This window comes from Synergistes jonesii, assembly GCF_000712295.1.
Taxonomy (GTDB): Bacteria; Synergistota; Synergistia; order Synergistales; family Synergistaceae; genus Synergistes; species Synergistes jonesii.
The window spans coordinates 1-16,525 of the sequence record NZ_JMKI01000038.1 but is presented as its reverse complement, the minus strand read 5'-3'; the positions used below and the strand labels follow the sequence as shown (position 1 = coordinate 16,525).

The 16,525-nt window shown below is 55.1% G+C and carries 16 protein-coding genes and 2 riboswitches; of the genes, 13 read left to right on the top strand and 3 right to left on the bottom strand.

Features of this window, described 5'->3' with window-relative positions; translation table 11 throughout:
- Positions 1–274: 274 nt before the first annotated feature.
- The 3 genes from EH55_RS10150 to EH55_RS13590 form a co-directional block, all read right to left on the bottom strand.
- A complete protein-coding gene (locus EH55_RS10150; protein ID WP_037977483.1) occupies positions 275–1,777 on the bottom strand; it encodes a sodium-dependent transporter in 1,503 nt (500 codons plus the stop codon).
- A gap of 619 nt (positions 1,778–2,396) precedes the next feature.
- Positions 2,397–3,425 (bottom strand): hypothetical protein, encoded by a 1,029-nt coding sequence (locus tag EH55_RS10145; RefSeq protein ID WP_037977480.1) that lies wholly within the window; start codon positions 3,423–3,425, stop codon positions 2,397–2,399.
- Between the two features lie 43 nt (positions 3,426–3,468).
- On the bottom strand, positions 3,469–4,146 hold the full coding sequence (locus EH55_RS13590) for a metallophosphoesterase (RefSeq protein ID WP_051682823.1): 678 nt from the start codon (positions 4,144–4,146) through the stop codon (positions 3,469–3,471).
- Between the two features lie 90 nt (positions 4,147–4,236).
- A riboswitch (molybdenum cofactor riboswitch) is annotated at positions 4,237–4,355 on the top strand.
- 209 nt (positions 4,356–4,564) lie between these two features.
- Positions 4,565–4,685, top strand: a riboswitch (molybdenum cofactor riboswitch).
- 83 nt (positions 4,686–4,768) lie between these two features.
- On the opposite strand from EH55_RS13590, the gene EH55_RS10135 reads away from it, so the two are divergent.
- The 13 genes from EH55_RS10135 to EH55_RS10075 form a co-directional block, all read left to right on the top strand.
- Entirely contained in the window at positions 4,769–5,620 is an 852-nt protein-coding gene (locus EH55_RS10135) for a substrate-binding domain-containing protein (RefSeq protein WP_051682822.1), read from the top strand.
- 83 nt (positions 5,621–5,703) lie between these two features.
- Positions 5,704–6,399, top strand: coding sequence for an ABC transporter permease (locus tag EH55_RS10130; RefSeq protein WP_037977479.1), 696 nt, complete (start codon positions 5,704–5,706; stop codon positions 6,397–6,399).
- Positions 6,400–6,421: 22 nt separating this feature from the next.
- On the top strand, positions 6,422–7,270 hold the full coding sequence (locus EH55_RS10125; protein WP_037977478.1) for a substrate-binding domain-containing protein: 849 nt from the start codon (positions 6,422–6,424) through the stop codon (positions 7,268–7,270).
- Between the two features lie 38 nt (positions 7,271–7,308).
- Positions 7,309–8,274 carry a PstS family phosphate ABC transporter substrate-binding protein gene (locus EH55_RS10120; protein WP_037977476.1) on the top strand — a complete coding sequence of 322 codons (966 nt, stop codon included), beginning with the start codon at positions 7,309–7,311 and terminating at the stop codon, positions 8,272–8,274.
- Between the two features lie 61 nt (positions 8,275–8,335).
- Entirely contained in the window at positions 8,336–9,361 is a 1,026-nt protein-coding gene (locus EH55_RS13940) for an energy-coupling factor ABC transporter ATP-binding protein (protein ID WP_037977471.1), read from the top strand.
- Between the two features lie 111 nt (positions 9,362–9,472).
- Positions 9,473–11,299, top strand: coding sequence for a glutamine--fructose-6-phosphate transaminase (isomerizing) (glmS, locus tag EH55_RS10110; protein WP_037977464.1), 1,827 nt, complete (start codon positions 9,473–9,475; stop codon positions 11,297–11,299).
- Between the two features lie 48 nt (positions 11,300–11,347).
- Positions 11,348–11,668 (top strand): hypothetical protein, encoded by a 321-nt coding sequence (locus EH55_RS10105; RefSeq protein WP_037977463.1) that lies wholly within the window; start codon positions 11,348–11,350, stop codon positions 11,666–11,668.
- Positions 11,665–11,919 (top strand): GIY-YIG nuclease family protein, encoded by a 255-nt coding sequence (locus EH55_RS10100; protein WP_037977461.1) that lies wholly within the window; start codon positions 11,665–11,667, stop codon positions 11,917–11,919. Before EH55_RS10105 ends, EH55_RS10100 begins: the two co-directional genes overlap by 4 nt.
- 95 nt (positions 11,920–12,014) lie before the next feature.
- Positions 12,015–13,301, top strand: a complete 1,287-nt coding sequence (locus EH55_RS10095) for an adenylosuccinate synthase (protein WP_037977458.1) — start codon at positions 12,015–12,017, stop codon at positions 13,299–13,301.
- 327 nt (positions 13,302–13,628) lie between these two features.
- On the top strand, positions 13,629–14,927 hold the full coding sequence (locus EH55_RS10090) for an ISNCY family transposase (protein ID WP_051682821.1): 1,299 nt from the start codon (positions 13,629–13,631) through the stop codon (positions 14,925–14,927).
- A 123-nt stretch (positions 14,928–15,050) separates the two neighbouring features.
- Positions 15,051–15,380, top strand: coding sequence for an IS630 transposase-related protein (locus EH55_RS13935; protein WP_081839542.1), 330 nt, complete (start codon positions 15,051–15,053; stop codon positions 15,378–15,380).
- Positions 15,308–15,907, top strand: a complete 600-nt coding sequence (locus EH55_RS13930) for an IS630 family transposase (RefSeq protein ID WP_081839541.1) — start codon at positions 15,308–15,310, stop codon at positions 15,905–15,907. Before EH55_RS13935 ends, EH55_RS13930 begins: the two co-directional genes overlap by 73 nt.
- 121 nt (positions 15,908–16,028) lie before the next feature.
- Positions 16,029–16,525: IS256 family transposase (locus EH55_RS10075; RefSeq protein WP_037977452.1), on the top strand; the 497-nt coding region annotated here is incomplete at its 3' end.

The window sequence follows — 16,525 nt, the reverse complement described above, 5'->3', positions numbered from 1 at the left end:
TCAGTAATTATATTACGATAGATTTAAGAAAATACAAGCCTTGTAAATTTTTTTGCCGCCGGCTTTGAGATGAAAAGGGCAGGGGAAGGCGAACTCTTCCTCCCCCTGCCGCAAAGTTATGGCCTTACTATTTTTAGCCTTACTTCTTCTTTTTCTCCGCGGTGATCGTTTTCCACATAGCCCAGCCGAAGCAGCCGAACCCTATCGCGATGCATACAGCCATATTAAGCTTCCACATTCAAAATCCTCCTCCTTAGCTGCCGAAAAAGGGCCGTCAGTCTATCTTGTTGCTGTAAATTAGCCGTTTCGAAAGGAAACCGTTGAGCAGGAGACATACTGCGAACACCAGCGCCCACTCGACCACCATTACGCCCGGGGTATACTGATACTGCGTAGGCGGCCAAAACTTGAACCACTCGCCTGGATACCATGATTTGGCGTCCCACATCCACCAGCCCCAGACGAAAGCGAACTCGAACGGGAAGAACTTGATGACCGACCACATCCACTTCACCTGAATGTCGGAGCAGGGCGATATGTCTTCGTTCCAAAGCTTTTCCACGCCGTATTTCATGGAGCCGATCGAGTAGAGGAGGCCGACCATCAACAGCGCTACGCCCCACACCATGTCCTGGTTGTTGAAGAAGCGGTTGTCGAGGGCCGAGTAGGAGCCGACGACCGCGAAGAAGAGAGCCGTGCAGAGCGTGGCCTTCGCGCGCGGGAATCCCATGTCTATAAGGTTGCGCGTCCCCGTCTCGATCATCGCGATGACGGAGCTTACCGCCGCGGAGAGGAGCGCCAGGAAGAAGAGCGCCCCCATTACAAAGCCTCCCGAGGTATGCGCGAAGAGGTTCGTCAAGTGGATGAAGGTAAGCCCGTTGGCGCCGGAGCCCAGCACTTCCTTAACCGCCTCCGGGTTCGGGGCGAGGGCGAAGACCGTGGGCAGCACCACCATGCCGGCGAGCATTGCGGCCACCATATCGCCGAACGTCGCGGTGAAGGCGTTGAGCTCGATGTCTTCATCCTTGGCGGAGTATATATAGTAGATGTGGAACATACCCCAGCCCGCGCCAGACGACCAGGCCGCCTGGGTGAAGGCGGCGAGCCATATGCGCGGGTTGCCGAAGTCCTTTACGTCCACGTGGTACATAAACTCGAGCCCCTTCATCGCGCCCGGTATGAAGAGCACCCTGACGAAAAGAAACGCCAGCAGTATGAAGACCATCGGGATCATTACCTTGTTGGCCGTCTCTATGCCGCCCTGTATGCCGCGGAAGACGGCTATCGAGCATATCGCGATGCCTACGATGAACCAGACCCACGATTCATAGCTGGGAGGAGTCAGCGCGAAGTTGTTGAAATACTGCGTCGTGACTTCCACGCCGCCCTCCCTCACCGTCGAGAGAAAGCCGGTCAGGATGATTACGAGGTACTTGAGGCACCAGCCGACGACGACCACGTAGTACGCCCCCAGGAACGCGTTGGTAAGCGCCGTGAAAGTCCCCATCCAGGTATATTTTTCGCCGAGCATAGTTTTGAAGCCGCCGGCGTTCGCCATTCTCGATTTTTTCCCGAAGACGGATTCCGCGCAGATGAGCGGAACCGCCCAGATGAACAGAGCCAGGAAACACATAAGGATAAATGCACCGCCGTTGTTGCTGGCGACCTCGCGAGGGAATCTCCATATGTTGCCAGTTCCCACGGCCATCCCAAGCATCGCGGCGATAAGCCCCAAACGGCTGCCGAACTGTTCGCCGCTTTTTTTGATTTCCGCCATACTTATTACCTCGCTTTCGATAATTAAAATGATGAAATTGGGTCTCTCCCCATCACGCGTCGTCGCATTGAGCGTTAATGCGTGACGCCTTCTCCTTTCCTCTCAGATTTAAAAATCTTGTTAAAAAAACTCGCTAAATAATTTGTCGTTGAACGATTTCTGGCGTCATGACTTAGTTTATCATCATTTATTTTAAATAGCAATATTAAATTTCATAAAAGATTATATATAAAATTTTTAAAAATTATATATTTAATTTTTCGATATATTGGTTACAGAAAGTTATAGGCCAAAAATGTCGATATAAATAGAACAAAAGTCTATTGATCAGGCGTGTAAAAATAATATTTTAATAATTTACGGTGGAAGGTTGCGAAAAAATAAACACAGCCAATTCCATGGGGCGCTTTATATAAATAATGAACTTCAGAGAATTTGCCGTACCAATACCGTGCGTTTTCGCGCGGAAGCTATAATTGCGTAAAATACGCCGCCGTTAGGGTGTAAAGCTCGGAGCGAGAGCTCGGCTCTTTCGTTTTATTTATGCAGGCGGCGCGAGGACGAGAAACGCGCCTTCATTTTTCAAAAAGGAAGCGCGCTTCTCTTTTTTTGAATTATTTTACCCCGATACTTCGCCCGGACGCTTTTTGCGCTCTCTTTCGATTTCCGCTTCCAGCCGCATCAGCTCGTTCATCGAATCGATGTCGATATTCTTCATTACTTCGTTGCGGTTCATGATTCCAATATCGTTGCGCGTTTTGCCGGGGAATTTATTGAGCTCTGTGAACGCCGATATCTTCCGGTCGTTGTGGTATACGTCGAAATCTACGAAGCGCTGCCCGTTGTCATCGTATTCTAGCCCCATGGCCAGCTTTTTTATCGTCTGTACGTCGAAAGGCGTGTAGAGCTTCATCATGTAGACCGGCAGCGTCCGCCGCGTCAGCGCCCGCTCCTGCTCCCATTTTTCCTCAAGGACCATGCCCATCTGCAGTCCCTGTATGACTGTGAGCAGTCTCTGGCGGTGAAGCTCGAAGAGCTTGTCGGAATCGCATATCCTTATTTCAACGTCGTTCCAGTCCGGCGTGCCGAGCGCTGTGCCGAGGTATTCGATCCCGCGCAGGGAAAGGTACTGGAGGATGGCGTCTTTGGAGCGCGCGGAGACGAGCAGCGACTTATGGTATATGTCGTATTCCTGTATCGACTTCGCCAGCGACTTGGGCGTGAAGTAGACGATGGAGGAGGTACCGGGAATATCTGGGCGATAGAAGGGGCGAGAATCGATTATCTCGCCGCCGAGGTCTTTTTGTATGGCGCGGATGCCGCGCTCGATATCTCCCATCAGCCTCATCATCACATAGCCGGGCATTACGCCGATGCTCTCCACGCCGCTTGAGACGCGGCTGTTTATCAGCGTCGCCAGCAGCATTTCAAGAGGGTTCTCGGAGACGTATGTTTCGTCGATGCTTTCGTCTTCCGCTTGTATCCGCAGAAAGACCAGCCTGCGCGCCGGCCCGTATTTTTTAAGCGAACTCTCCGGGTCCAGCGATATGAGCGCCCCCCAGGCGCTCAACTTGTGACGGATCTCAGTGACTTGTTCCGATATCTTCATGGCTATGGCTTCCGGCCCCGACCTTATCAGAGATATCATTTTGTCTTGCCTCCCTTTTTTGCCTCTTTTTGTCCGCGATCCCCTACAGCGAGACCCGCCTGCGCTGGAGCCGCGCGTCGTCCGTCCCCGGCGGATAGGGGATAGCGGTCACTTCGCCGCTGTATATGTGGATAAGGTACATTGCCTGCAGTCCGTTCAGGTACATATTGCCGTTGGCGCCTACACCGGAGGGATGCACCATGTTGTGCCCGTAGAGGTTATACTGCGCAGGCTCCGTCATGACGTCCTCATAGGTGTGCCCCGCGCGGAAGGAAAATTTTCCCAGCGAGAAGGAACCTGGGGTGGTCCAAATCTGTACTGAAGGGTTGTGCCTGTACGAAAGGAGCGTGGGGACGTCGTCGTGATTTCCGGTGACGACGATCGCGCCGTAATCCTCTTCGTCGAGAATCGCAAAAAAATCTTTGATTTTTTTGCGATAGAGGTCGATCAACCCCGGGCGTTTTTCCAGCTTCACATTGTCGACGAAGTCCCCAGTGTGGACTATCCACGCCGGCTTCAATCTGCGCAGGGCTCTACGCAGATAATGGTACATAGTCTGAGGCGTGTCGGAGATGTGGAGGACCATCTCGCGAGCGTCGATGCACGGCGGGTTGATGCCGAACCATATTCCGAGGTCGTCGAACTGTTTTATGATAGGACATGCCCTCATCTCTTCAAGCGTCGGCTTGGGAATGTTGGGCGGGATGCGCAGTGTAGTCATGCTATCGCCCCCATTTCGGCATAAAATTCTGCAAAAAAGCTTTTAGCGCTTGTCTTTTTCCAGCATTTATTGTACCATAAACGACAATGATAAAAAATGATTCTCCGAGCAGCCGAGCCTAAAGAAGGTGATCCATGGCTCTCCTGCCGACAGGGTCGTCGAGGAAACGCGGCGGCCTCCCTTTGGAAAGGAGAAGGGCTGCTCTGCTTATCGGGGGCCGTGCTCTGTACAAAGGGGTACGGCTCGTTTATTTATCAGGAACGTTTTAAACACAACAACTCTCCACTTCTGCGAGGAATGCCCCCAACATTCCTCGCCTAATTTCATTGTATATATTTTGTACGTATTGAAATAGCGCGCCGTGATAGTGTACAATAACGGCGTCGCAGGTTTTTGCCTGGCCTGCGGCGAAGCGTATGCGTCATAACGTCCCTGAAACTGTTCTTCCTACGGCCTTCCGGCTATGGAAGGCGGTCGTTAGGGCGGCCTTGGAAACGGGGCCGTCTCCCGTGATGGAAAGGGGATAGCGAAAGTGCGTGAACGTTCTTTTCCTTCCTCCCTGCCGCGCGGGTTTTATTATGGCCGCAATGCGGCACAAATTACACGAGGAGGGTTTTTACCCATGCGTATCAGCAGAAAGAGTTCCATTATCGCGCTGTGCCTTGTCGCCTGCCTGCTTGTCTTCGGCTCGTTCGCGACGGCGAAAGCGCCCGTGCTTCGTATGGCCACCACTACGAGCACGGACAACACCGGCCTTCTTGATTATCTCGCTCCTATCCTTTTGAAGGATACCGGCATAGAGATCCAGTGGGTCTCGGTAGGTACCGGCAAGGCTCTCGAATACGGGCGCAACGGCGACGTGGACGTCGTCCTGACTCACTCGCCTTCGCAGGAGGATAGGTTCATGGAGGAGGGCGCGGGGGTGAACCGCCGCAAGGTCATGTACAATGACTTCGTCCTCATCGGCCCCGCGAACGACCCGGCCGGCGTCAAGGGCAAGCCGGTCGTGCAGGCCTTCGCCGCGATAGCCGCCAAAAAACAGAAGCTCGTCAGCCGCGCCGATAAATCAGGCACTCACACGGCGGAGCTTAAGCTGCTCGAAAGGGCGGGCGTTAAGGACTTCGACAAGGCGGATTGGTACGTGCAGACGGGACAGGGGATGCTCAAGACGATAAACATCGCAGACGAACAGAACGGCTACGCCCTCTCCGACCGCGGCACGTTCATAAAGTATGAGGCGGGGCTTGAGGGCAGAAAGGGCCTCGTGATCATCTGCGAAGGCGACAAGGAGCTGCTCAACAGGTACAGCGTGATGGCGGTCAGCCCGATGAAGCACCCGAACGTTAAGTACGACCTCGCGCTCAAGTATATCGACTGGATCACCTCTTCAAAGGTCCAGAAGGATATAGCGGACTTCAAGGTCGAAGGCAAGCAGCTCTTCTTCCCCGAAGCCGAAACGCGCTACGGGCATTAAACCGGCTTTCGTCGACGGACAGACGCGCAGAAGCGCCTGTCCGTTTTTTATGACGGATAACGGCTGAACCGGGGGGTTGCTATATGGATTTTATCGCCCGCGGATTTGTGCAGGCTTTCAGGCTTCTGTACGCGCAGGACGAGGAGACGATGGTCATTCTCGCCACCACTCTGCGCTTGACCGCCCTTTCTATGGCGGCGATCTTGGCGCTTGGACTTCCGCTCGGCTTCGCGCTCGGCTATTTTAGCTTTCCAGGCAAGCGTGCCGTGCGCGCCGCGACCGATACGCTTCTTGCGCTGCCTACCGTCGTGATCGGCCTTCTGGTCTATGCGTTCATTTCGCGCCGCGGGCCTCTCGGCGGCTGGGAGCTCCTCTTTACCGTCGAAGGAATGGCTATAGGGCAGGTGATATTGGGCACGCCTATCGTAGCGGCTTACACCGCCTCCGCTGTCGAAGGGCTCGACTGCCGTCTGCGTCAGACGCTCCTGACCCTCGGCGCGTCGGGCGCGAGGCTCGCCGCGGCGAGCCTGTGGGAAGCCCGATTTCTGATTCTCACCGCGGCTCTCACGGCGCTTGGGCGCATCGTCGGCGAGGTCGGCTCGGCGATGATGCTCGGCGGCAATATCAAATGGCACACGCGGACCATAACTACTGCCATAACGCTTGAGACGGGCAAGGGCGACTTCGCGCTGGGAATCGCGCTTGGCGTGATTCTGATACTTATATCGCTGCTGCTTAACATATCGTTGTCTTTCCTGCGCCGCAGGACACAAAATTAAATGAGGATGGTGCTTTCACGTTATGAAAAAAATTAAAAGATTTATCGCGGCCGTCGTCTTTCTTCTTATCTGTGCGCCGGCCTTCGCCGGCACGATCAGGCTTTCAAGTACGATAGGACCGGTGGACGCTGGCATAATCCCGCTTCTTGCCGACAACTACAAGGCCAAGACGGGAACGGAATTCGTCATTGAAAAGGCCGGCACGGGCGCGACGCTGGAGAAGGCGAAGACGGGGAATTTCGACCTCGTCGTCGTTCACGCGCGAGCTCTTGAAGACCGGTTTATAGCGGAAGGCTACGGACAGAACCGCAGGGATTTCATGTATAACGACTTTGTGATCCTCGGCCCCGAAGGGGACCCCGCGGGAATCAAAGGGATGAAATCGGCGGCGGAGGCCCTTAAAAAGATAGCGGAAGCGAAGGCTCCGTTTATCAGCCGCGGAGACATGTCCGGCACACATGTGGCGGAAATGAAGGTATGGCGGGCCGCAGGCATTTCTCCCGACGCTGAAATGGACGAATGGTACACGGTCTTTTCGCTCGGCAAGCTGGGCAACGGCCCCACGACGATTTTTGCCGATAAGCGCGGCGCCTATACTCTGATGGACAGGGCGACCTATCTTACCAGGAGAAGCGGCATAAAGATAGTCCCGCTCGTGGAAGGCGATCCGATACTTCTCAACCTTATCGCCGCCATAGAGGTCAGCCCGAAGAGATTCCCGAAGGTGAACAACGCCGAGGCCGTAAAATTTGTCGACTGGCTCTGCGGCGACGAGGCTCAGACGATAATAAAGGACTTCAAGGTCAGTGAGTACGGGGAGCCGCTCTTTTTCCCGAACTCCGACGAATGGAATAAAAAGCACGGCAAATAAATTTCCGCTGTGCGGAGAGATGAAAGGGAGGGCTTCGAATGAAACGCGCTCTTAAAGCGGTAATCCTGCTGTTTATAGCGATCGCGGCGCTTTCCGCGCCGGCCGACGCGCACGTATACGTCGCGGGCTCCGACGTCGCGCAGTGGTTCCCGAAAGCCGCGCTCAAAGCCTATGAGAGTAGCGCTGATGTGACGATCAACAAGAGCAAATATAATAAAAACACCGCGATAATAGCTCTCGCACAGAATGATAGCTGCGACATAGCGCTTTCGACGTGGCAGCTTTCCGAGCTCGACAACGAAGAAGTGCTGCGGGCGCTCTCTGACGCGGAAGCCGCCGGCGTGCTCTTCTCTCAGACGCCGTTTGTGATAGACGCTATCCCGCCTATAGTGCACAGGGACAATCCGGTGAAAAAAATGACGCTCGACCAGCTCCACGGCATATACACGGGGAAAATAACGAATTGGCACGAACTTGACGAATCGATCAGCCCCGATATTCCGATAGACGTCTATTCCACCAGCGAGAGCGACGGCAAGTACATAATTTGGAAAGACCTCGTGATAAAGGGGAACGCGTCGGACGACGTAGGCTACGGCAGGGCGCCGAAAGATATGTCCGCTCTCATCGCGCGGGATGAAAACAAATGGGCGATAGGCTTTGACAGCATGTATTATATAATGGAATCGGAGGCCTATCGGGCCGGCAGCGTGGACATAGTGGCGCTGACTAACTACGAACGGCTTAAAGAGGGTCCGTCCCGCGAGTATCCCGTGTCGCGCTATCTCTACGCGATAACGAGAAACGACGTCAGCGCAGAGGCGCAGAAATTCCTTGACTATCTCTTAGACTCGCAGACTCAGAAATACGCCGAGGCCGTGCATCAGATACCGCTGACCGGCACGGCTCACGACGGCGGCGGCTCGGGCTGCAGCGCCGCGCCGTGCGGCGCCGCGCTTGCCGCCGTAATCCCGCTCATTATCTTGAGAAGAAAGAAGAAGTAAACGCAGAAGGCGGCGCGCCGTCCTAAACGGAGGTACGCCGCCTTTACCGTGGTAATTTTTCATGACGCCGCTTTATGAGATACACGACCTTAAACAGAGCTATGGAAGGGGAACGCCCGGCCTCGACATCGCCGATTTGACGATAGAGGGCTCCGGCATAACGGGGCTCGTCGGCCCCAACGGCAGCGGCAAATCGACGCTGCTTAAGATACTCTCTTTTCTGCTGCCCTACGACGACGGCACGCTGCTCTACCGCGGCAGCCCCGCCGCCGGACGCGAAAGCGCGCTTCGCCGCGAGGTAACCTATCTTCTTCAGGATTCCTACCTGCTCAGCCGCTCCGTATATGAAAATATCGCTTTCGGGTTGAGACTGCGCGGAAATATCGGCGCTTCGGAGATAGACGGCAGAGTGAAAGAGAGCCTCGCCAGGGTGGGGCTCGATCCGAAAAAATTCGCGTCGCGCCAGTGGTATCAGCTTTCCGGCGGAGAGGTGCAGCGCGTCGCTCTGGCCGCGCGGCTCGCCCTGCGCCCGCGCGTGCTGCTGCTCGACGAGCCTACCGCGAACGTGGACGAGAGGAGCGCGCAGCTGATAATGGAAGCCGCCGTTATGGAAGCGAAGGACCACGGCGTCGCGGTGATCGCCGCTACGCACGACTTAGCGTGGCTCTATGAGATGTCCAGCGAGGTCGTGAGCCTTTACCGCGGTCGCGTGGCGGTAGGCGCGGAAAATATATTTCAGGGAGGATGGACTATCGCGGAGGGGCGCGCGGCGCGCCTCTTCCCCGGAGGGCAGGCGATATTCACGGCGCCTCCTCTTTCGGGAGAGCCTTCGGCCGCCGCGCTCGGCGCCCAAGATGTCCGGATTCTTACGAGCAGACCAGCCGAAGAAGAGCGCGTCAACGTGATTTGCGCCCGCATCGTGCATATGACGCTTGAGCGCGCTCTGTCGTCGGTGCTCGTATCGGCGGACGCCGGAGGCTTTATGATCAGGGCGCGCGTGCCGGGCGGCGCCGCGCTCTGCCGCGAACTTTACCCTTCGCGCGAAGTTTTTCTTGCGTTCCAATATGCGGCCCTGCGCTGGCTGTGATATCCTCCTGCGGCTGTAAAAGTTAGTTCTTCCCGCAAAAGACTTTATGTTTGTCGTGATAATGTTATAGAATAAGTAACGCTTATCAGCCGCGAAAGGATGATTCTTAGAATGTGCGGGATTATGGGTTATATAGGCTGCAAGGAGGCCGCGAAAATAATTCTTGACGGCCTTGCGAAGCATGAATACCGCGGTTATGATTCCGCGGGGATAGCGGTGATAAAGGGCGGCGAGATACAGGAGATCCGCACTACGGGCAGAGTCTCCGTCCTCGCCGAAAAGGTCGCGAAGGCGAATTTCACCGGAGAGCTCGGTATAGGGCATACGCGCTGGGCGACTCACGGAGGCGTCTCCGAGAGGAACGCCCACCCCCATATTTCAAGCGACAACAGAGTCGTGCTGGTCCACAACGGCATAATAGAAAACGCGCGCGAGATACGCACCGACCTCGAGGCGCGCGGCATAGCCTTCCACACGGAGACGGACACGGAATCGGCCGTGCAGTATCTCGGCTACGTCTACGACGGAGACCCGAAAGGGGCCATCGTGAAGCTTACGAAGAGGATTCGCGGCGCTTTCGCGCTCGTTATAATGTTCTACGACAGGCCGAACGAAATATGGACCGCGCGCAAGGGCTCGCCGCTCGTCGTGGGGCACGCGAAGGGCGAGGGCTTCTGCGCCTCCGATCCGACGGCGCTGCTCGAATACACGCGCGACGTCTGGTTCATGGACGACGACGAAATAGCGCGCATAACGAGAGAGGGTTGCGAATTCTACGATTTCTCCGGCGCCCCTCACGAAAAGAAGCCTATGCATCTCGATTGGGACGCCGCGATGACGAACCGCGGCGAATATCCGCACTTCATGCTGAAAGAGATACACGAGCAGCCAGACGTCGTGGCTCATACGCTGCTCGGGCGCATCGCAGGCGAGAAGGTCGATCTGAGCCACGAGCTTGCGTGGACGCCGGAGGAGACGGAAAAATGGAAGAAAATCCACTTCGTCGCCTGCGGCACGTCGCATTACGCGACGGCTGCGGCGGCCCGTATCATGGAGACGCTCGGCAATTTTGAGATACGCACGGAGGTAGCCTCCGAATATAGATACAGGAACATCCCGATAGACGAAGAGACGCTCGCGATATTCGTCTCTCAGTCCGGCGAGACGGCCGACACGCTGCACGCGGCCCGGCTTGCCAAGAACCGCGGCGCAAGATGCCTCGTCATAACGAACGTGCGCGGCTCTACGATCCACCGAGAGGTCGGCGAAGCGATCATCACGCCGGCCGGGCCGGAGATCGGCGTCGCCGCCACCAAGACCTTCACCGCGCAGATCACGGCGCTGACGCTTCTCGGAATGTATCTCGCGAAGCTGCGCGGAGAGCTCTCACCGGCGTCGGAGAGGCGCCTTATCTCCGCTTTGATGGACATACCCGGCAAACTCGCGACGATTCTCTCGAAGGAAAGGGAGATCGAAGCGCTTGCGCGCGACTTCGCCGACGCGCGCGGCTTCTTCTTCATCGGGCGCGGACTTGCATACCCGCCGGCGCTTGAGGGCGCTCTCAAGCTGAAAGAGATCTCCTACCTGCACGCGGAGGCATACCCCGCCGGAGAGATGAAGCACGGGCCCATAGCGCTGCTCGACAAAGAGCTGCCGGTCGTCGCCCTCGTGCCGAAGAACGGCCTTTGGGAGAAGACGGTCTCCAACATCGAAGAGTCGATGGCGCGCAGGTCGCCGATCATAGCGATAGCGACCGAGAGCGACGAAGAAATAAGGCACTACACGAGCCATATAATCTTCACGCCGGAGACCGAGCCGGAGCTTTACCCGTTCGTAGCGGTGATACCGCTGCAGCTCTTCGCTTACTACATCGCGCGCCAGCGCGGCTGCGATATAGACATGCCGCGTAACCTGGCGAAAAGCGTCACGGTGGAGTAAAAGCGACGGAGTCGGAGGGCTCCTTGCCCTCCGTTCAGCTAAAATCAGATGAAAGAGAGAAAAATCCTGGCCACGATTCTCATCGCCGTCGTAATAGCCGGGGCCGTTACCGCGGCGCGGCGCTTATCGTGGGATTCTCTGCCGTATCCGCTCGGCGCGCTCGAATATGTGGTGCCGGAGAGCCTCCCCGAGTGCGCCGCGCACCTGTCGGCGTTCACCGGGCTGAGCTACTGGCTTTTTTCAGATATCGTAGGCGCCATAGTCGATCTCGGGGAAAGCGGCTTCTGGGATTTTCTGCGCGCGCTGTTCGACATCGGAAGAAGAGGCGACATGCTGGACAAAAACGCGCCCGGCACGTACACGCTATGACGGCTTACGCGTACATACTGCGCTGTGCCGACGGCACGCTCTACGCAGGCTGGACCAACGACCTGCGAAAGCGCCTGGCCGCGCACAACGCCGGTCGCGGCGCGAAATACACGAAGGGGCGCCTTCCCGTCGAACTCTTCTACTGCGAAGGATTCGCCACGAAGGAAGAAGCGATGTCGCGGGAAGCCGCGATAAAGAAGATGTCGCGCGGCAAAAAATTAGCGCTGAGAAACGTCAAAATTTACGGATAAACTATTGCCGACCGAGGCAACATAGATTACAATACAGCAGTTTTTTAGATAATTGTCAATAAAACTTGACGATTTGCTTAAAGAGGTGTTTTTCAATGAGAGGGCGCACAGATATACTTTTGGGAACGCAGTGGGGGGACGAAGGCAAAGGGCGCGTCGTCGACGTCCTTGCGGAGAAAGCCGGCGTGGTCGTCCGCTACCAGGGCGGAGCGAACGCCGGCCACACGGTCGTGGCCGACGGCGAAAAATATGTCTTCCACCTTCTGCCCTCCGGCATCCTCTACCCCGACAAAATCTGCATAATAGGCAACGGCGTCGTGATAGACCCCGATACGCTCTTTGAAGAGCTCGACGGCCTCGCTGCGCGCGGCAAAAAACTCGCGCGCCTGATAGTGAGCCACGGCGCCCACGTCGTGATGCCGTACCACAAGCTGATAGACAGGCTCTCCGAGGCGGCGCGCTCCCAGGGCGCGAAGATAGGCACGACAGGGCGCGGCATCGGCCCCTGCTACGCCGATAAATACGAACGCATAGGCATACGCGCCGAGGACCTCGCGAACCCTGAAATACTGCACGGCAAACTCGAGCTCACGCTTTCGCTGAAAAACGACATCCTCACGAAAATATACGGAGAGAAGCCGCTTCCTTTCGGCGAAATATACGAAAGAGCGCTTGAATGGGGCAGACGCATTGGGCCGATGCTCGGCGATTCCTTCCTGGAGATAGACGAAGCGGCGAACGCCGGGCAGAACATCCTCTTCGAGGGCGCGCAGGCCACGCTGCTTGACATCGACTACGGCACCTACCCCTTCGTGACGAGCTCGAGCCCGTGCGCGGGCGGCGCCTGCACCGGCGCTGGGATAGGCCCGTCGCGCGTCGACCGCGCGATCGGAGTCGCCAAGGCCTACTGTACGAGAGTCGGAGAAGGCCCCTTCCCGACGGAAGAGTTCGGCCGCACGGGCGAGCTGCTGCGCCAAAAGGGCGGCGAGTTCGGCGCGACGACCGGACGGCCGCGCCGCTGCGGCTGGTGCGACCTCGTCGCGATCGACTACGCGGTCCGCGTCAACGGCCTCGACGGCATAGCGCTGACGAAGCTCGACGTCCTCGACGACTTCGACGAGATAAAAATATGCACCGCTTACGAGATAAACGGAAAGCTTCAGAAGCACTTCCCGAGCAGCTGCGCGGAGCTCGCGAAGGCCAGGCCGGTATACCGGACGCTTAAAGGCTGGAAGCGCGGCATAGCTGAGTGCCGCAGCTTCGCAGAGCTGCCCGAGGCCGCGCGCGACTACGTGCGTTTCATCGAAGATGCCGCAAAGACCCCCGTGCTGCTGATAGGGGTCGGCGCCGGCAGAGAGGAGACGATACTGCGCGGGATATGAATTATAAATTCCGCGGCTGGCATACACGCGCGTGACGCCGGCTGACTGACCGGACTTCCGCGTTTTTGCTTCCCGTAATGCCGCCGATGCGGCATTCGAAACCCGGCTCTGAACTTATTGAGTCTATCCTAAATTCCGTGTAACCCCCGCACCGGCGCAGAACAGGGCGGTCAAATCACAGCTGAGGCACAGCTTCTGACTGTGTCCACCTGCCTTGAAAATAACAGACATTCTTACAAGAGTCAAGATTCCTGCCTTCTCGTGTTGTTGTTCTGTGATAATGTCACCCTCTAATCGTTCTGAGATAATGTCACTATGAGGCAGATCATGATGAGTATGACAAACGATGAAGCGAGAAGGGTAAGGATTATAGGAGCCGCGTCATCAGGCTTAGTGACTAATGGTGAGGCATCTGAACAGCTTGGTATTTCTATAAGACAAATCATAAGGCTAAAAGCCAGCTTTGCCAGAAACGGCGCAAGGGGGATGGTGCATGGAAACGCGGGACGGAAGCCGAGGCACGCTCTTTCAGATGAGGTTAAAACGAGGATTGTCGAGCTGTTTGAGGGGAGGTATTTTGACTATAATTTCTCTCATTTCACTGAACGCCTGAACGAAGCGGAGGGAATGTCTGTGAGCCGTTCTTCGGTGTTCCGTGTGCTTAAAGGAGCCGGTATAAAGAGCAAGAAGGCGGTGAAGCATAAAGCAAAACAGCACCGGCCGCGTCCAAGGAAGACGACCGCCGGTATTATGTGGCAGACCGATGCAAGCAGACACAAGTGGTTTGGTGAAGAACACGGATATGCAACTTTGCACGCATATATAGACGATGCGACAGGGGTCGTTACAGGGGCGTTCTTTACTGAAACTGAATGTATGCGCGGCTATGCCGCGGCGCTGGAACAAGGGATGCTTGCATATGGATTGCCTCTGTCCATATACAGCGACCGCCATACTATATTCCGTTCGCCCAAGGAGTTGACCGACGATGAGATTTTGAGCGGAACGGAGCTGCCGCTGTCAAACTTCGGCAAGGCGCTGTATGAGCTTGGTATAAAGCAGATAACGGCGCACAGCCCTCAGGCCAAGGGACGTATAGAAAGGCTCTGGAATACATTTCAGGACAGGCTCATCGCCGAATTGAGGTTTTCATCCATCACAAACATCGCTGACGCTAATAAGATGATAGCGGAAGGTTTTATCAGCGACTATAACCGCAGGTTTGCAGTGCTGCCGCATGAGGACGGTAGCGCCTGCATGCCTTTTGACAGAAGCATCGATCTCGGACTTGTTTTCTCCATAAGGGACACGAGAAGGGCCGGCGGGGGGAATACCATATCATACAAAGGGGAGATATATACTCCAGAGGATGAAAAGAGCCCCGTATTTGTTCGTGGAAGAATACTGGAAGTCAGGGAAACCTTTGACGGGGCCGTTTACGTCATACAAAACGGCATGCCAGTCCTAATGAAGAAGGTGTTTAGGGCGCAAAAAGCGATCGATGTAGGCGTGAAAAAGAAAGCAGGCGCTGTGTCACCACACAAGCCTGCTTCGGACCACCCCTGGCGGGGTGGATTTAAAATCAACCCTAGCATATATAATAACACACAAACAGGGAGGGGGTGACATTTTCTCAGAACAATTAGAGTGACATTTTCTCTGGTTATTGACAGATTCCTGCCTTCTCGGGCTCTTGATTTATTTTATAGTCCATTAACCATATAAGAATAACGATAAGGTGTATCCTATATTCATGACAGTATATATTCTAAAGACCTCAGAGAACGCGCTATAAAATACATACTTGACGGACACTCCTACAGAGAGACGTCGAAAGTCTTCAACGTCGGGACATGTGCGCTGTGCCGTTGGAAAAAGATGCTGGACGAGCAGGGCGATTTCCAGGACAAGCCGCGAAGGAAGTATTTCAGAAAGATAGACCCTAAGAAGCTTGAAGAATTTCTTCGGGAACGTCCGAACGCCTATCTTAAAGAAGCGGCGGAAATATTCGGCTGCTCCAAGGCCGCCGTATCGAAAGCGCTGAAAAGAATGAATTATACGAAGAAAAAAAGAGCGTAACATATAAAGAACAAGACGCCCGAAAAGTAGCGGAGTATCTGGATAAAATCAAAGATATACCGCCTGATACGATCGCATATATAGACGAAACTGGTATAGACAGATATATCTACAGGCAGCGGGCATGGTCCCTGCGTGGGGCTCCGGTTTACGGTAAAGTGAGCGGACGTAAATACAGGCGCACGGGAATAGCCGCCGCATTGATCCGCGGTGTACTGGCGGCTCCGATGCAGTACGACGGCACTATGGACGGAGAACTGTTTGAAGCGTGGTTCCGAGACTTTTTATGTCCGGAGTTGTCAAAAGGCAGCACGATAATAATGGACAACGCGTCGTTCCATCGCAAGAAGAAAGTTGAAAACATAGCAAACGGTTTTAGGCATAAAGTAATATTCCTGCCACCTTACTCACCGGAGCTGAACCCGATCGAACATTGTCGGTCTGCTTTGAAGAGATGCATGCAGGGCGTAATGAAATATATGCCGTCATTCGATTCCGCCCTGCGTTATTGCATACAAGTTGAATGACTATATCGGGGAAAATGTATAAATTGCCGAGAGTATAACAAATTCTGTGTAAACTCCATAGAGAAGAAAGCAAGCCTCCTGGATTGGTGTTAAGATAAATTCAATCCAGGAGGATATTTTTATGGCAAGACAGAGAAAACTGACACCGGAAAGAAAAGCGCTTATTCAGAGTCTCCTTTCCCACTACAAACCGGAAGACGCCCAGGACGTACAGGCTATGCTGAGGGATCTTCTCGGAGATACGATCCAGCAGATGCTGGAAGCCGAGATGGATGACCATCTCGGTTACAGCAAATATGACTACAAGAACAAGCATACAGATGACAGCCGCAACGGCTACAGCCCTAAAACAGTCACCTCTTCGGCCGGAGATATCCCGATCGACGTCCCCAGAGACCGCAAGGGTGACTTCGAACCGCAGTCAGTCAAAAAGAACCAGACCGATATCTCAAATATAGAGGATCAGGTCCTGTCCATGTATGCAAAAGGCATGACGACCCGGGATATCTCGGCTCACCTGCAGTCTATCTACGGTGTGGATGCCTCTGCTGAAATGATTTCGCGAATGACGGATCGAATTCTGCCGATTGCCAAAGAATGGCAGAACCGGCCGCTGCC